The following is a 13,181-nucleotide window of genomic DNA, read 5'->3' as shown; positions in this document are numbered from 1 at the left end:
GCGCTGCAGCGCGTGCGCAGCGAGATCCCGGCAGGCGAGAGCCTGCAGGAGTGCGAGGAATGCGGTGAGCCGATTCCCGAGGCCCGCCGCCGGGCCCTGGCGGGTGTGCGCCTGTGCGTGGCCTGCCAGTCCGAGCGGGACGAGGCCCAGGAAACCGCCTCGCCCTACAATCGCCGCGGATCCAAGGACAGCCAGCTTCGCTGAACCATCCGGCGGGCTGCCATCCGCTCGCTCGGTTTCCACGTTTGCACGGGGGTGACTGGACTACGCTTGGCCGATGACGTGGATTCAGGGAGGCCCGTGATGAACGATACGTCCGCGATGCCGCACCAGCCCCGCAGCTCGCCCGACCGGCGCCGGGGAGGCCGCCGATGAGCGTGCACAACCGCGAGATCGCGGCCTGCTTCGACCGTCTGGCGACCCTGCTGGAGATCGAGGGCTCCAATCCCTTTCGCGTTCGTGCCTATCGGAATGCCGCGCGCCTGATCGAGGGGCATTCCGAGCAGATGGCAACCCTGCTCGCCGACGGGCATGACCTCGCCGAATTGCCGGGCATCGGCAAGGACCTGGCCGAGAAGATCGCCACGCTGGTAGACACCGGCGAGTTGCCGATGCTGAAAGAGGTCGAGGCACGGGTGCCAGCGGCGCTGGCCGAGATGACCGAGATCGAGGGGCTGGGCCCCAGGCGGGTGGGGCAGCTCTACCACGAGCTCGGTATCCGCAGCCTCGATGACCTCACCCGTGCCGTCGAATCGGGGCGGGTGCACGAACTCGAGGGTTTCGGCAAGAAGCTCGAGGACACGATTGCCGCGGGGATCGAGTCGCTGAAGGATGGCGACAAGCGCATGCGATGGGCGGACGCCGAGGAGGTCGCCGAGCCCCTGGCCGAGTGGCTGCGGGGTGTGGAGGGCGTCAAGAAGGTCTGGCTGGCGGGCAGCTACCGCCGGGGCAAGCAGACCGTCGGCGATCTCGACATCCTGGTCACCTGTCGCAAGGATTCCCCGGTCATGGATCGCTTCGTCACCCACGACGACGTGCGCCGGGTGGTCTCCCACGGGACCACGCGGTCGACCGTCCACCTGCGCTCGGGGCTCCAGGTCGACCTGAGGGTGGTCCCGGCAGTCGGTGCCGGGGCGGCACTGCATTACTTCACCGGGTCGAAAGCCCACAACATCGCCGTACGAAGGCGCGGTGTCGATCGCGGCCTGAAGATCAACGAGTACGGGGTATACCGGGGCGCCAAACGGATCGCCGGCCGAACCGAGGCGGAGGTCTTCGAGGCAGTCGGGCTACCGTTCATCGTGCCGGAACTGCGCGAGGACCGCGGCGAGATCAAGGCCGCGGAGAAGGGCCGGTTGCCGGAACTGGTCCGGCTGGAGGGCATCCGTGGCGACCTTCATTGCCACACCGATGCCACCGACGGTCAGCACGATCTGGAAACCATGGTGCGAGCGGCGCGGGCGAGGGGCTACGAGTACCTGGCGATCACCGACCATTCGAAGGCCGTGCGCGTGGCCAACGGCCTGGATGCAGACCGGCTGCTCGCGCAGGTGGACGCCATCGATCGGCTGAACGAGGAGCTCGATGGCATCACGGTCCTCAAGGGCATCGAGGTCGACATCCTCGCCGACGGGCGGCTCGACCTGCCCGACGACGTGCTCGACCGGCTGGATCTGACCGTCTGCTCGATCCACTCGCGCTTCAACCTCCCGGAGAAGCAGCAGACCGAGCGGGTCCTCCGCGCGATGGAGAACCCGCATTTCACCATTCTCGGCCATCCTACCGGGCGGTTGATCAACCAGCGCCGTCCCTACGCCATCGATATGGGGCAGGTGGTCCGGGCGGCGGCCGAGCGCGGCTGCTTTCTCGAGGTCAACGCCCAGCCGTCTCGCCTGGACCTGGACGATGCCGCCTGCATGCTCGCCCGCGAGCACGGCGTGAAGGTTGCCATATCCACCGACGCCCACGCCGACACCCAGCTTGGAGCCATGCGGTTCGGGGTCACCCAGGCGCGCCGCGGCTGGCTCTCGGCAGACGACGTCATCAACACGCGGGGGCTTTCCGCCCTGCGCAAGCTGGTCGGTTGACACCATGCCCGAGCTACCCGACGTCGAGACCTTCCGCCGGACCCTGGACGCACACGGCCTGGGCCGCCCGGTGCGCCGCACAACGGTGAGCGCCCCGGACCTGCTGGCCGACATCTCGCCTCAGTCCCTGGGCCGGCTCCTCAAGAACCACTCCCTGGTCGAGACGCGGCGTCACGGCAAGTACCTGTTCACCGCACGCGAGGGTCGCGACGGCTGGCTGGTGCTGCACTTCGGCATGAGTGGCACCCTGGTGATGCTCGAGGGGAAGGGCGCGCAACCCGAACATGCCGGCCTGGTGGTCACCTTCGACCACGGTGGTGTCGCCTACGACTCGCCGCGTCGCCTGGGCATGATCGGCTGGACGGAGAGCCCCGAGGCATTTGCCGCCTCTCGTGAACTGGGACCGGATGCACTGGCGATTGACCGCGAGAGCTTCGTTTCCGGCCTGCGCGGGTACCGCGGTGCGATCAAGTGCTGGCTGATGGACCAGGCTCGGCTCGCCGGCATCGGCAACGTCTATAGCGACGAGATCCTGTTCCAGGCCGGGCTTCACCCGAAGCATGCTGGCAACTCCCTCAACGGAACGCAGGCGGAAAGCGTGTACGGGATCATGCAGCGGGTGCTGGAGGGTGCGGTGGCCGCCGGGGCCGATCCGGCGCGGTTACCGGATGGCTACCTGTTGCCAAATCGCGGGGAGGGTGGGCGGTGCCCGGCCTGTGGCGAGGCACTGGACACCGTGCGCGCCTGTGGCCGGACGGCGTGGTACTGCCCGCACTGCCAGGCGCCGGACGAGGTCAGCGGTTGACCTGCAGGCGATCGAGAACGTCGTAGACGCCGGGGACGGAGAAGCAGTCGAGTACCGCGAAGCGTTTTTCTGCCTCGGTGGCGACCGTGCCGTCGAGATGCACGATGGCCGCGGCGGTGCCGATGCGCAGCAGGTCGGCATGCACCATCGGGTCCTTTTCCAGCACGATCCGCACCGCGTCGTTGATCTCGTCGTCGGAGTCCTCCTCCGGCGGGTCGATCTCGAGGCAGTTGTCGACCGTCTCGCAGCCCCGGATCCACCACATCAGTGCCTCGGCCAGTCGGCGATGAGACAGGCTGCCGACCGAGCCGGTCAGCGTGATCGTGCCCGGGTCCTCGATGGCCACGAGGATACGGCCGGCATCCGGGCCGCCGTCGTGGATGGTCTCGGTCTTGTCGCCGGTGTGCGTCCGCAGCGTGTAGCCGGCAAACACCGGTTCGCCGGTGAAGGCATTCACGGCCTCGTCACGGAGTTCGCGGTCCCCCATGGGTTCGATCGGCCGACGTCTCAGCCGATCCTCGACGGCCCGGTGGGGGGCTGCGAGCTGTTCGGCCAGTGCCAGGGCGCGGCGTATGGCGGCGACGTGTTCCACCCGGCCCTCGAGGATCACCCGGTCGCCCTCGACCGAGACACGGATGGGTGAATGGTGCCGGTTGATCCACGGATCGGTTTCGAAGGCGGCGGCCAGGGCCTCTTCGAGCGCCTCGGGCGTATCGGGTTTGTGGTCGGACATGCGGCTGACCTCGCTGGAGGGTAGACGTGAACGATGCGGGGCGACCGTGTCGTGGCTCGTCCCCTGATCTCATATTGATAGATCAGGAAACCGGGGATTGCCGCGTGGTGATTTGGGCGACCCTGCTGACACGGCATTCAGCCGTCGTCCTTCCGCAGGGCCTCGAGGCGATCGCGGAGCCCGCGGGGGTCGACCGCGTGCCGGCGGATGTCCGCCCAGGGATCGCCCGTCTGCCCCAAGCGACGGAAAATATTGCCGATGTGATAGTCCTGCGGACCGAGGTCGCCCCGATCGAGTTCGTCGATCGACAGCGGCGTGGCCACCGGCGCACCGGGATGGGCCCGGAGGGAATAGGGCGCCACACCGGTCTGGCCGTAGGCGTTGCGCATCACGTCCAGGTAGAGGCGACCGCGGCGCTTGTCCTTGCGCTGTTCGGTGGTCAGCGTCTCGGGGTGCCGGGCGGCGAGGTGCCCGGCCATGCCCGTGGCGATCTCGCGCACTGCGTCGAAGTCGAGCTCCGGGGCGAGCGGGGCGATCACGTGCAGGCCGCGCGAACCGGTCGTCATGACGAAGGGCATGACTTCCAGCGTCTGCATCAGCTCGACCACCTGCCGGGCGGCATCCCGAACCGGGGTGAAGTCTTCGCCGGCAGGGTCCAGGTCGAAGATCAGGCAATCGGGGCGGGTGAAGCGAGGTGCTCGGGCAAGCCAGCGATGAATGGTGATCGTGGCGAGGTTCGCAAGGTAGACCAGGCTGGCCGTGTCGTTGCACAGGATGTGGTCGATCCGCTCGCTGCCGTCGGCGCGGGGCAGCGAGCGGGTGTCGATCCAGTCCGGGAAATGCTCGGGGACCTGTTGCTGGTAGAAGCCATCCTCGTCGAGGCCATCGGGGAAACGTTGCAGGGTGAGCGGGCGGCCCTCGATGTGCGGCAGGATGTACTCGGCGATCTCCCGGTAGTAGTCGATCACGTCGCCCTTGGTGATGGCTTCACCCGGGAACAGCGCCTTGTCCCGGTTGTCGATGTCGATCTCGTGGCCGTTGATCCGTGTCATCCCGAGGCCTCCTCGCGGTGGACGTCGGCCGGCGCCTTGTCGTCGCGCAGGCCGAGGAAGCGCGGATGGCGGAGATATCCCTCGTCCGTCCACTCGGTGAAACCGACCTCGGCGACCAGCGTCGGGCTGACCCAGTGCACCCGCCCGCCGGCATCTGCCGGTGGGTCGGCGAACGCTGGCGTCTTGCGGGCACGTGAACGGAGCGCCTCGTGCAGGCGCTCGAGGGTGGACTCGTCGAAGCCGGTCCCCACGCGGCCGGCATAGCGCAGATCCCCGTCCTCGTAGTAGCCCAGCAGCAGGGCGCCAAAACCCTTGCGGCTGCCCTGCGGGTCGGTGTAGCCGCCGATGACGAATTCCTGCTGGTTGACGCACTTGAACTTGAGCCAGTCGCGAGAGCGGCTGTGGAGGTAGGGCGAGTCGGCTCGCTTGGCGATCAGGCCTTCCCAGCCCTTGTGGCAGGCCTCGTCGAAGAATGCCTCGCCCGTCTCGTTGCGGTGCGGGGTGAAGCGCAGCCCGTCACGGAAGGACAGCTCCTGCCGCAGGATCCGCTTGCGCGCACGCAGGGGCAGGGATTCGAGGTCGAAGCCGTCGTAGTGCAGCAGGTCGAACAGGTAGATCCAGACCCGGACACCGCTTTCCCGGGCCTCTTTCTCGTCGGTGATGCCGATGCGCTTCTGCAGGCGCGAGAAGCTGGTCAGTCCGCCGGAAAAGGCCACGATCTCGCCATCGGCGACGAAGTCGTTTCCGGCGGCCTTTTCCAGCACCTCCACGAGCTCGGGGTAGGTGGCGTTGAGGGACTTGCGGTTGCGGGAGAAAAGGCGAACGCCCTTGCCGTCCCGGAAAACCAGGCAGCGCTCGCCGTCGAGCTTGCGCTCGTAGATCCAGTCCTTCGAGGAAAAGCGCTCGTCGGTGAGGGTGGCGAGCATGGGCCGGGTCCAGCTCGGCATGGCAGCCTTTTTCAGGCTGGCCCGATCCTCCCCGGACAATCGCTGCCGCCAGTCACTCATGCTCCTCGTCCTCCAGTTCCCGGTAGACGTGCTCCACGCTCCGACCGCTAAGCACCGACTCGGGCTCGGTGCTCACCGGGTTGCGGCGGGCGTCGGCCTCCTCGTCGTCCATCTTGATCAGCAACCAGTCGGCTTCGCGGTCCTCGAGGCGCTTGAGCGCGTAGCCGCCCTTGAGTTTCTCGCCCTCGAGCCAGACCTCGACCAGGCCGTCCTCGATCGAGCGGGGCATCGACAGGCTGTTCGGTCCCTTGTTGGCGCGCAGGTTGCGGTAGGTGCCCGTGTCCCAGACGATCACGGCCCCGGCGCCGTATTGCCCCTCCGGGATCACGCCCTCGAACGTCGCGTAGTCCAGCGGGTGGTCTTCCGTGCGCACCGCCAGGCGACGCTCGCCCGGGTCGGTCGACGGCCCCTTCGGAACCGCCCACGAGACCAGAACGCCGTCGACCTCCAGACGGAAGTCGTAGTGAAGCCGGCTGGCATCGTGTTTCTGGATCACGAATCGGCGACCGCCCTTGCCCGAGCGATGTCCGCCGCGGGGTTCGGGCGTCTTGCCGAGATCGCGCTTCTCGCGGTAGCGCTTGAGGCGTTTGCCACTCATGGAGCCGCCCCTCCGGTACGGTTGTTCCTGGGTCGACTATAGGCAAGCGAACCGGGAGAGGGGCGGATTCGTTCCCGCAACCAGGGCTGCGAACCGCCGCCGTCACAACAGCCACTCGATCGGCATCAGCGAGAACAGCAGCACGGCCCCGCGCTTGATGAACCCCGCCCCGGGTTCCTCGTCGTGACGGATGGTTTCGCCATTGCCGGTCCGTTCGAGCCAGTAGAGGTCGTCGCCCTCGATCCTTACCTCGTAGGCGGTGGCGGGGACGCTCTGGTTGAAGACGCGGTCGATCTGGGTGGCGATTTCGGGGCTGTCGATCACCAGCCCGAGTTCGGTATTGAGGTTCACCGACCGCGGGTCGACGTTGTAGGAGCCGAGGAAGACCTGCCGACCGTCCACGATGATTGCCTTGGCATGCAGTGTGGTGCCGGAGTGGCCGAAGGGCGAGAGCCGGATGGATTCCGGATCGGTTCCCGGCAGCGGGTACATCTCGTAGAGTTCGACGCCGCCCTTGACCAGGGCCTTGCGGTAGCGGGAGTAACCGGCATGCACGGGGGGCATGTCGGTGGCTTCCAGCGAATTGGTGAGAACGCGCACGCGCACGCCGCGTCCGGCCAGCGTGGTCAGGGTTTCGGTGACGGTCGGTGTCGGCACGAAGAACGACGAGATGACATCGATGGAGGTCGTGGGGGTCTTGAGGATCTCCCGGAGCTGGTAGGTCAGAAGTTCGTCGCGATCCTCCGGGGCGCCGAGTCCCTTGCTCGGCTCGTCGGCCACCAGGATGGCGGGCGTCCATACGAGGTCGCCTGCCTCGCCGAACAGGGCGGTGTCCAGGTCGGTTCGTTCCAGTACAGAGCGGTATTCGGCCGCCGCCGGCCCCGGGGCCGACGGGTCGGTCGACTCGGCCAGACGCTCGGCCACGCCCGGTTCCGCTGCGGGTAGCAAGCGGTCCACCGGGTAGGACGAGGGGCTGGCCCAGAATCGGTCGAAGCGGCGCGAGACCTCGTCCACCAGCGGTCCGAGCGTCAGCACGTCGAGATCGAAGAACATCGCCTTCTGTTCGGCCCCGAAGTACTTGTCGTTGATGTTCCGCCCGCCAATGATCACTACCTGGTTGTCGGCAATGAACACCTTCTCGTGCATGCGGCGGTTGACGCGGGGAAGGTCGGTGAGAAAGCCGAGCCACTTGTACTGGTTGCGCAGCACGAAGGGGTTGAAGAGCCGCACCTCGATGTTCGGGTGCGCATCGAGGGCGGCCAGTTCCGGATCCAGGCCGGTAACACCCATGTCGTCGAGGAGCAGGCGGACACGCACGTCACGCTCGGCGGCATCCAGCAATTCGCCGAACAGCCAGATGCCCGAGACGTCAGCGCTCCAGATGTAGTACTGCATGTCCAGCGTGCACTCGGCTTCCCGGGCCAGTCGCGCCCAAGTGGCGAACGCGTCCAGCGGCTGGTAGAGCAGGCGGGTGCCGGTCTGGCCCGGGTGGGCATTCACCACCGGCGAGATGGCCTGCCCGAGCGAGGTGGCACGCGCCTGCTCGGGTTCGAGGGAAGTCGACACGCTGCGACCCTCCAGCGTGGGGAGCGCGCAGCCGGCCAGGGAGGCGGCGAGTGTCGCCACTGTCATCATCCATGTAAATCCGGTGGGTCGCTTCATCAACCGGTTCCTGTTCCTGAGTGCGATGGGTGCGAGGGGCGGGTGATTACCCTGCGGAGACCCAGGCGGCCCGGTACGACGACCACCGGGCCTACAGGGCAATCCTTGGGATCGCCGAGTCCGTCACCCGCCTCAATGATCGGTGATAAAACGCTGGCTTGCAGGGCCCGCCGGCCTCGGCGGTGGTTTCCCGGCTCTGCGGTTGCCGGTCCGGGAACGAAAAAATCATCGATCCTGTCCAATACTGTAGGTTCCGAGATCGTTTTCCTTCCATTGATCGACGAGGAGGTATTGTCATGCGCAGGATCATCCTGACAACAACGGCGGTCGTTCTGGGCCTGTCCCTGGCTCACGCCGCCAACGACGAACCCTGGCTCGAGGAAGGCTGGGAGCCGATCACGGAAGAAGAACGTCAGCCGGCGACCGAACAGGAGGTCGAGCAGGTGAGCCTGACCGAGCGTGAGGCGAACGACATTCGCTACCTGACCGGCGGCATCGGGGTGGCGGAACGGGAGTGGCTCGACCGCCACGGCGCGAACTACACGCAACGACTGGAATTCTCCCGGGGCGAGCGCGGTGCGTTCGTCTCGCGCGTGGCACTGACCGTGCGTGATCGTGACGGCTCGGTCGTCTTCCAGGCCGAGAGCGACGGGCCGATCATGTACGTCGACCTCCCCGAGGGGCGTTATCGAGCGGAGGCCAGCTACGCGGGTGAAACGCGCGAGTTCAGCCTGAATGTCCGTGCCGGAGGCCAGTCGCGGACGCACGTCAACTTCCCCTGACCGCACCGGTCGCCCGATCCGATGTTGAACTCCGAATCCGCTGGCGACTCCCACGCGCGAGGGAGTCGGGTGTCGTCCCGATTGTCGCCACCAGCTAAGGAGGATGCGTCATGTCACAGGCAGCCGTCATTAGCGAGAAGTTTCCTCACCGCGTGAGCGCGGTGTTTCCGAACCAGAGCATGGCCGACGAGGCCAGCGAGGCGCTCAGGAGCGAGGCGGAGCTGGAGCAGGAGCAGATCGAGCTCGTTCGACCGGACGATCCCGGCCTTGAACGCAAGGTCGAGCATGAAACGACCAATATCGCCTGGACCATCGTGCGCTCCCACGTCGGGCTGGGGATAATCGGCTTCATCGTCGGCCTGGTCGTGGCCGCGGTGTTCTGGGGCGCGGGCTTCGAATTCGCTACCACAAGGCCGGGCTGGCTGTTCATCCTGGCGGGTGCGGTCGGGGCAGTGATCGGCCTGCTGGCGGCAGGCCTGGTGTCGGTCCGCCCGGACCACGAGCCGGTCATCCTCAGGGCCGAGCAGGCCTCGGAACGTGGGCAGTGGACCGTGGTGGCCTACGCCCGGGACGAGCCCGAAAAGCACCGCGCCGACGAGGTCCTCAAGGAGCACTCGGTGCGGGTCACCGACTCGCTCTGATGCCCTGGCACCGGCCGTCATCACCCGACGTCGGCGTCAGGCGGTTTTCGGGCAGGACAACCAAAAAAACGCCCCGAAAGCATGTTTCGGGGCGTTTTCTGGGTCACGCCCATGGTCGGTTCAGCAGCGGCCTTTCTTGGCCTGACCCGGCGGACAGAAACGACCATGCGAGCCGCCGTGACCATGCGTATGGCGATAGTCCCGCTCGTGGCGGTACTGCCTGGGCTCGGCGTGGTCTCGGGTATTGACTGCCGTGCCGGCGGCAGCCCCGACGCCGGAGCCGATGATTGCGCCCTCGCGGCCACCGACCTCGGCGCCGACGACACCGCCGAGCGCGCCGCCAATCGCCCCGCCGATGGCCGCGTCAGTGTGCAGGTCGCCGGCCATCGCGCCAGAGACGGGAAGAATCAGTGCTGCCATCAGGGCAGGAATACGTACCGACATGGGAATACTCCTTGTTTCATTGGGATGCGGCATCCCGGTTACGACGCGGATCCGTGCGCGTCCTCTACGCCGAGATGTCCATTAAAAGGGTCCGTGAATTGGATGGCAAGGATCGTTTCAAGTTCCATCCGCCGCGGCCTCTGCGTCACTCGTCGTTCCGATCCCGCCCGTCACGCGAGGATGCCCAGCGCGCCGAGCGGCTCTATCGGCGTATCAATCAGCAGGGTTATCGGGCGCTTCGTTTCCGGCTGCATGGTCAGGATGTGCTCGCGGTGGTGGGGCTGCTTGGCTCGGCCGGCCTTTACTGGCTGACCGTCCCGGAGTACTCCTTGAGGAGCTCGCCAGCGCGGTGCTTCTCGTCCTCGTCATAGGCGTGGGCGACGACCGTCCACTCGCCGTGCGTTGACGCTTCACGGGTCTCAGCGACCACCCGCTCATGATCCAGTCGAACGGACACGATACCGGCACCCAGCATGCCGATCAGGCCGCCGACCACAGCGAGAATCCCGTAGACCCAGCCCGGCCGGGTCTGCGCAAAATCGAAACCGGCGCCGATCAGGATGCCGGCGAGTATCAGGCCGACGACGGCGCCGATCACGCCGAGTGCGGCATTGGAACGAAGTAGGGTCCGGGAAATCTCGGACGACTCCGGGTCCAGCTTCTCCGTCCGCTGGGGGTCGTTCGGCTCGACCACGTCGATCTGCTCGTTCGACAGCCCGGCCTTGGCGGCCAGGGCGCTTGCCGCATCCCGGGCGCGGCGCTCGTCATGGAATACGGCGTCGACCACGTGCGGGAAACGTTCGGAAATGTTTTCTGCAGGGTCCATAACATACCCTCCTCTGTGGCGATCCCTAACGGGCTCGGAAAATGCTCGAGTCCTGTCAATGGGATTCCTACAGAAGAAGGTAGTTCAGATAGTCGGGCGTTGCCGTTCAGTGCTCTGCCCGCTACAGATCAGTGGCGCTTGAAGCGCCCCACGAATTCATGCGAGCTTCACGAATTGGTCACCCGCTTCAAGCGGCACGGACCACCAGTCCCTTCCCGTATTCCCCGTTCAGGCAGTCCCTGCGTGAATATCCACTCCTTTCGACAGTCATGGAATGTTCAGTGGCCTAGTCGATTGCGTTTTAGTGCGCGTTCTATGAACTATTATCTCCGTGACAACTCCGATGAACAGGAACGGGTTTCTGGTTGAAATTCGGCGATTAACTGGATTAGGAGCTGGTTCATGACTCAGGCAGAGATCATCAGCGAACGGTTTCCCCACAAGGTCAGTGCCGTGTTCAACGACTACGGTCGTGCCCGCGATGCGGTCAACGCCCTGGCCGCCAAGGCCGGTTTCGATTCGGACCAGATCGAATTGGTCAAGCCGCACAGTCGAGAGCTCTCGAGCAAGGTCGAGAGGGAAATCGGCGCGATCTTTTCGACGATCCTTCGTTCCCATGCCGCGCTCGGCGTGATCGGCGCTGTCGCCGGTTTGATCCTGGCCGGGGTGCTGGTCGGTGCGGGCTTCGATTGGGCCACGACCACGCCGGGCTGGGTGTTTGGTGTTTTCGCCGTGGTCGGTGGCGCGATCGGCATGCTCGGCGGGGGCTGGTCTCGATCCGCCCGGACCATGAGCGGGTGATCACCGAGGCCGAGGATGCCAGCGAGCACGGGCCGTGGACGGTGGTGGTCCACGCGCGCGACGAGGACGAGAAGCACCGCGCCGAGGAACTTCTCGAACACCACTCCAAGACGGTGGCCGAATCCCTCTGATGCGGCGCCGGCTTCGACCCTGGCCCCGTCAATGGTTGGCCGCGCATGACCCGGGCGTGTGTTTCGGAGAGTTGCTCGGGCCAACGAGTTGGCCAATGCGTTGGCAAGGAGTCCGTGGATGCCGTTTGATATCGATTGGGCCTCGGTCTACTGGAACCTGACTTATCTGGCAGCGGCCTACGTGCTGGCCTTGCCGGTAGCCTTGGAACGCGAGGCACATTCGCGCTCGGCGGGGTTGCGCACGTTCCCCCTCGTGGCGGTCGCCAGTTGCGCCTACATGCTGGTCGGTATCAACGTGCTCGATTCCAGCGATGCCGAGGCACGGGTGTTCCAGGGCATTATCACCGGGATCGGTTTTGTCGGGGGCGGCGCCATCTTGAAGAGCCAAAGCCACACCACCGGTACGGCCACCGCGGCGAGTCTCTGGAGCACCGGGGCTATCGGGGTGGCTGTGGCGTGGAATCACTTCGAGATCGCCTTGTTGCTCTCGATCGTGACCTTCGCCAGCTTGCGCCTGCTGTCACCGGCGAAGCAGGCGCTCAATGGCCACGGTGACCAGGAGGGCGAACGCGCCGCGTCGCGGACCACCAGGGACGAAGACGGTTAAGTCGGCTCGCGGACGGGGCCCATCCCGTGGTTGCACTGGAGGGTGCCCCTGACGTGAACAGGTCGGACTGAAACGAAAGCAGGCCACCGATCGCTCGGTGGCCTGCTTGTCGTCAGGGGGGCGTTCAGCAACGGCCCTTCTTGGCTTGGCCCGGCGGGCAGAAGCGGCCATGAGAGTGGCCGTGCCCCTCGCGGTGGCGGTGGCGCTCATGGTGGCCGTCGTCGCGATAATAACGATCATCACGGCTGTTGCGCGTGGTGACCCCCGTGCCGACGGCCGCGCCGACGCCCGACCCGATGATGGCGCCGTCGCGGCCGCCGACCTCCGCGCCAACAACGCCACCCAGCGCGCCGCCGATGGCGCCACCGACAGCGGCATCACGGTGCAGGTCGCCGGCCATCGCGCCAGAGACGGGAAGAATCAGTGCTGCCATCAGGGCGGGAATGCGTACCGACATGGGAATACTCCTTGTTTCATGGGGATGCGGCATCCCGGTTACGACGCGGATCCGTGCGCGTCCTCTACGCCGGGATGTCCATTTATAGGGTCCGTGAATTGGGTTGCAAGGATCGTTTCAAGTTCCATCCGGCGCGGCCTCTGCGTCATTCGGCATTCTCGTCCTGTTCCTGCGGCCCGACGATTACCACGATGCGCTTGTCCGGATCGACGTGCCGGGCGAAGGCCTGGCGCACGTCGTCGGCGCCGAGTGAGTCGACCCGTTCGACGTAGGTATCGAAGTAGTTCAGCGGCAGGCCGAAGAAGCTCAGCGAACCGACCTGTTCGGTGATCTTTCGGTTGCTGTTCAGTCGCATGGGGAAACCGCCGATCAGGTTTGCCTGAGAGTCGGACAGTTCCTCGGCGCCGGGGCCTTCCTCGATGAAGCCGCTCAGCTCGTCGGCCATCAGTCCCAGTGCCTGCTCGACCTGGTCATTGCGGGTCTGGATGCCCATGACGAACCGGCCGCCGGCACGCAGGGGCAGCAGGTAGCTGTAGGTGCTGTAGGCC

17 protein-coding genes are annotated in these 13,181 nt (G+C 66.2%); 8 read left to right on the top strand and 9 right to left on the bottom strand.

The features are described from left to right. From ACESL5_RS08425 to ACESL5_RS08415, 3 genes are all read left to right on the top strand, one after another. On the top strand, nucleotides 1–204 hold a 204-nt coding region (locus tag ACESL5_RS08425), incomplete at its 5' end, for a DksA/TraR family C4-type zinc finger protein (protein WP_372592339.1). 167 nt (nucleotides 205–371) lie between these two features. After that, nucleotides 372–2,087 carry a DNA polymerase/3'-5' exonuclease PolX gene (polX, locus tag ACESL5_RS08420; protein WP_372592338.1) on the top strand — a complete coding sequence of 572 codons (1,716 nt, stop codon included), beginning with the start codon at nucleotides 372–374 and terminating at the stop codon, nucleotides 2,085–2,087. Nucleotides 2,088–2,091: 4 nt separating this feature from the next. Next, a complete protein-coding gene (locus tag ACESL5_RS08415; RefSeq protein ID WP_372592337.1) occupies nucleotides 2,092–2,892 on the top strand; it encodes an Fpg/Nei family DNA glycosylase in 801 nt (266 codons plus the stop codon). On the opposite strand, the gene ACESL5_RS08410 is transcribed toward ACESL5_RS08415, so the two are convergent. The 5 genes from ACESL5_RS08410 to ACESL5_RS08390 form a co-directional block, all read right to left on the bottom strand. Next, entirely contained in the window at nucleotides 2,882–3,625 is a 744-nt protein-coding gene (locus ACESL5_RS08410; protein ID WP_372592336.1) for a BON domain-containing protein, read from the bottom strand. The genes ACESL5_RS08415 and ACESL5_RS08410 overlap by 11 nt on opposite strands. A gap of 137 nt (nucleotides 3,626–3,762) precedes the next feature. After that, nucleotides 3,763–4,677, bottom strand: a complete 915-nt coding sequence (gene ligD / locus ACESL5_RS08405) for a non-homologous end-joining DNA ligase (protein WP_372592335.1) — start codon at nucleotides 4,675–4,677, stop codon at nucleotides 3,763–3,765. Further along, complete coding sequence (gene ligD / locus ACESL5_RS08400; protein ID WP_372592334.1) at nucleotides 4,674–5,684, bottom strand: non-homologous end-joining DNA ligase; 1,011 nt, start codon at nucleotides 5,682–5,684, stop codon at nucleotides 4,674–4,676. Before ligD (ACESL5_RS08400) ends, ligD (ACESL5_RS08405) begins: the two co-directional genes overlap by 4 nt. Then, nucleotides 5,677–6,282 carry a DNA polymerase ligase N-terminal domain-containing protein gene (locus ACESL5_RS08395; RefSeq protein WP_372592333.1) on the bottom strand — a complete coding sequence of 202 codons (606 nt, stop codon included), beginning with the start codon at nucleotides 6,280–6,282 and terminating at the stop codon, nucleotides 5,677–5,679. Before ACESL5_RS08395 ends, ligD (ACESL5_RS08400) begins: the two co-directional genes overlap by 8 nt. Nucleotides 6,283–6,384: 102 nt before the next feature. Then, nucleotides 6,385–7,944, bottom strand: a complete 1,560-nt coding sequence (locus ACESL5_RS08390; RefSeq protein WP_372592332.1) for a phospholipase D family protein — start codon at nucleotides 7,942–7,944, stop codon at nucleotides 6,385–6,387. 296 nt (nucleotides 7,945–8,240) lie between these two features. On the opposite strand from ACESL5_RS08390, the gene ACESL5_RS08385 reads away from it, so the two are divergent. After that, nucleotides 8,241–8,726 (top strand): hypothetical protein, encoded by a 486-nt coding sequence (locus ACESL5_RS08385; protein ID WP_372592331.1) that lies wholly within the window; start codon nucleotides 8,241–8,243, stop codon nucleotides 8,724–8,726. A gap of 110 nt (nucleotides 8,727–8,836) precedes the next feature. Continuing rightward, the gene (locus ACESL5_RS08380) at nucleotides 8,837–9,367 is read left to right on the top strand and encodes a hypothetical protein (RefSeq protein WP_372592330.1); all 531 of its coding nucleotides are present in this window, start codon (nucleotides 8,837–8,839) and stop codon (nucleotides 9,365–9,367) included. 120 nt (nucleotides 9,368–9,487) lie between these two features. On the opposite strand, the gene ACESL5_RS08375 is transcribed toward ACESL5_RS08380, so the two are convergent. Both ACESL5_RS08375 and ACESL5_RS08370 read right to left on the bottom strand, forming a co-directional pair. Further along, nucleotides 9,488–9,811 carry a hypothetical protein gene (locus ACESL5_RS08375; RefSeq protein ID WP_372592329.1) on the bottom strand — a complete coding sequence of 108 codons (324 nt, stop codon included), beginning with the start codon at nucleotides 9,809–9,811 and terminating at the stop codon, nucleotides 9,488–9,490. A gap of 301 nt (nucleotides 9,812–10,112) precedes the next feature. Further along, nucleotides 10,113–10,637, bottom strand: coding sequence for a hypothetical protein (locus ACESL5_RS08370; protein WP_372592328.1), 525 nt, complete (start codon nucleotides 10,635–10,637; stop codon nucleotides 10,113–10,115). A 402-nt stretch (nucleotides 10,638–11,039) separates the two neighbouring features. On the opposite strand from ACESL5_RS08370, the gene ACESL5_RS08365 reads away from it, so the two are divergent. The 3 genes from ACESL5_RS08365 (at nucleotide 11,040) to ACESL5_RS08355 (ending at nucleotide 12,176) form a co-directional block, all read left to right on the top strand. Next, complete coding sequence (locus ACESL5_RS08365; RefSeq protein ID WP_372592327.1) at nucleotides 11,040–11,438, top strand: hypothetical protein; 399 nt, start codon at nucleotides 11,040–11,042, stop codon at nucleotides 11,436–11,438. Then, nucleotides 11,435–11,569: a hypothetical protein gene (locus tag ACESL5_RS08360; RefSeq protein ID WP_372592326.1), complete on the top strand. Its 135-nt coding sequence runs from the start codon at nucleotides 11,435–11,437 to the stop codon at nucleotides 11,567–11,569. The genes ACESL5_RS08365 and ACESL5_RS08360 overlap by 4 nt, the downstream gene beginning before the upstream one ends. A 118-nt stretch (nucleotides 11,570–11,687) precedes the next feature. Then, a complete protein-coding gene (locus ACESL5_RS08355; RefSeq protein ID WP_372592325.1) occupies nucleotides 11,688–12,176 on the top strand; it encodes an MgtC/SapB family protein in 489 nt (162 codons plus the stop codon). Nucleotides 12,177–12,300: 124 nt separating this feature from the next. Here ACESL5_RS08355 and ACESL5_RS08350 read toward each other — a convergent pair whose 3' ends face one another. Then, on the bottom strand, nucleotides 12,301–12,633 hold the full coding sequence (locus tag ACESL5_RS08350) for a hypothetical protein (RefSeq protein ID WP_372592324.1): 333 nt from the start codon (nucleotides 12,631–12,633) through the stop codon (nucleotides 12,301–12,303). Between the two features lie 145 nt (nucleotides 12,634–12,778). Continuing rightward, nucleotides 12,779–13,181, bottom strand: a 403-nt coding sequence (locus ACESL5_RS08345; protein WP_372592323.1) for a M16 family metallopeptidase, incomplete at its 5' end; no start/stop codon positions are given.

The sequence above is a fragment of the Guyparkeria sp. genome, from assembly GCF_041687595.1.
Taxonomy (GTDB): Bacteria; Pseudomonadota; Gammaproteobacteria; order Halothiobacillales; family Halothiobacillaceae; genus Guyparkeria.
Note: the sequence above shows the minus strand (reverse complement) of the source record. Positions and strands in the feature narration are given on the sequence as shown.

Bases quoted from the DNA above. Each gene is read 5' to 3' on its own strand.
- polX (WP_372592338.1), top strand. From the start codon at position 372: ATGAGCGTGCACAACCGCGAGATCGCGGCCTGCTTCGACCGTCTGGCG.
- ACESL5_RS08385 (WP_372592331.1), top strand. From the start codon at position 8,241: ATGCGCAGGATCATCCTGACAACAACGGCGGTCGTTCTGGGCCTGTCC.
- ligD (WP_372592335.1), bottom strand. From the start codon at position 4,677: ATGACACGGATCAACGGCCACGAGATCGACATCGACAACCGGGACAAG.
- ACESL5_RS08350 (WP_372592324.1), bottom strand. From the start codon at position 12,633: ATGTCGGTACGCATTCCCGCCCTGATGGCAGCACTGATTCTTCCCGTC.
- ACESL5_RS08380 (WP_372592330.1), top strand. From the start codon at position 8,837: ATGTCACAGGCAGCCGTCATTAGCGAGAAGTTTCCTCACCGCGTGAGC.
- ACESL5_RS08410 (WP_372592336.1), bottom strand. From the start codon at position 3,625: ATGTCCGACCACAAACCCGATACGCCCGAGGCGCTCGAAGAGGCCCTG.
- ACESL5_RS08375 (WP_372592329.1), bottom strand. From the start codon at position 9,811: ATGTCGGTACGTATTCCTGCCCTGATGGCAGCACTGATTCTTCCCGTC.
- ACESL5_RS08390 (WP_372592332.1), bottom strand. From the start codon at position 7,944: ATGAAGCGACCCACCGGATTTACATGGATGATGACAGTGGCGACACTC.
- ligD (WP_372592334.1), bottom strand. From the start codon at position 5,684: ATGAGTGACTGGCGGCAGCGATTGTCCGGGGAGGATCGGGCCAGCCTG.
- ACESL5_RS08415 (WP_372592337.1), top strand. From the start codon at position 2,092: ATGCCCGAGCTACCCGACGTCGAGACCTTCCGCCGGACCCTGGACGCA.
- ACESL5_RS08365 (WP_372592327.1), top strand. From the start codon at position 11,040: ATGACTCAGGCAGAGATCATCAGCGAACGGTTTCCCCACAAGGTCAGT.
- ACESL5_RS08395 (WP_372592333.1), bottom strand. From the start codon at position 6,282: ATGAGTGGCAAACGCCTCAAGCGCTACCGCGAGAAGCGCGATCTCGGC.
- ACESL5_RS08370 (WP_372592328.1), bottom strand. From the start codon at position 10,637: ATGGACCCTGCAGAAAACATTTCCGAACGTTTCCCGCACGTGGTCGAC.
- ACESL5_RS08355 (WP_372592325.1), top strand. From the start codon at position 11,688: ATGCCGTTTGATATCGATTGGGCCTCGGTCTACTGGAACCTGACTTAT.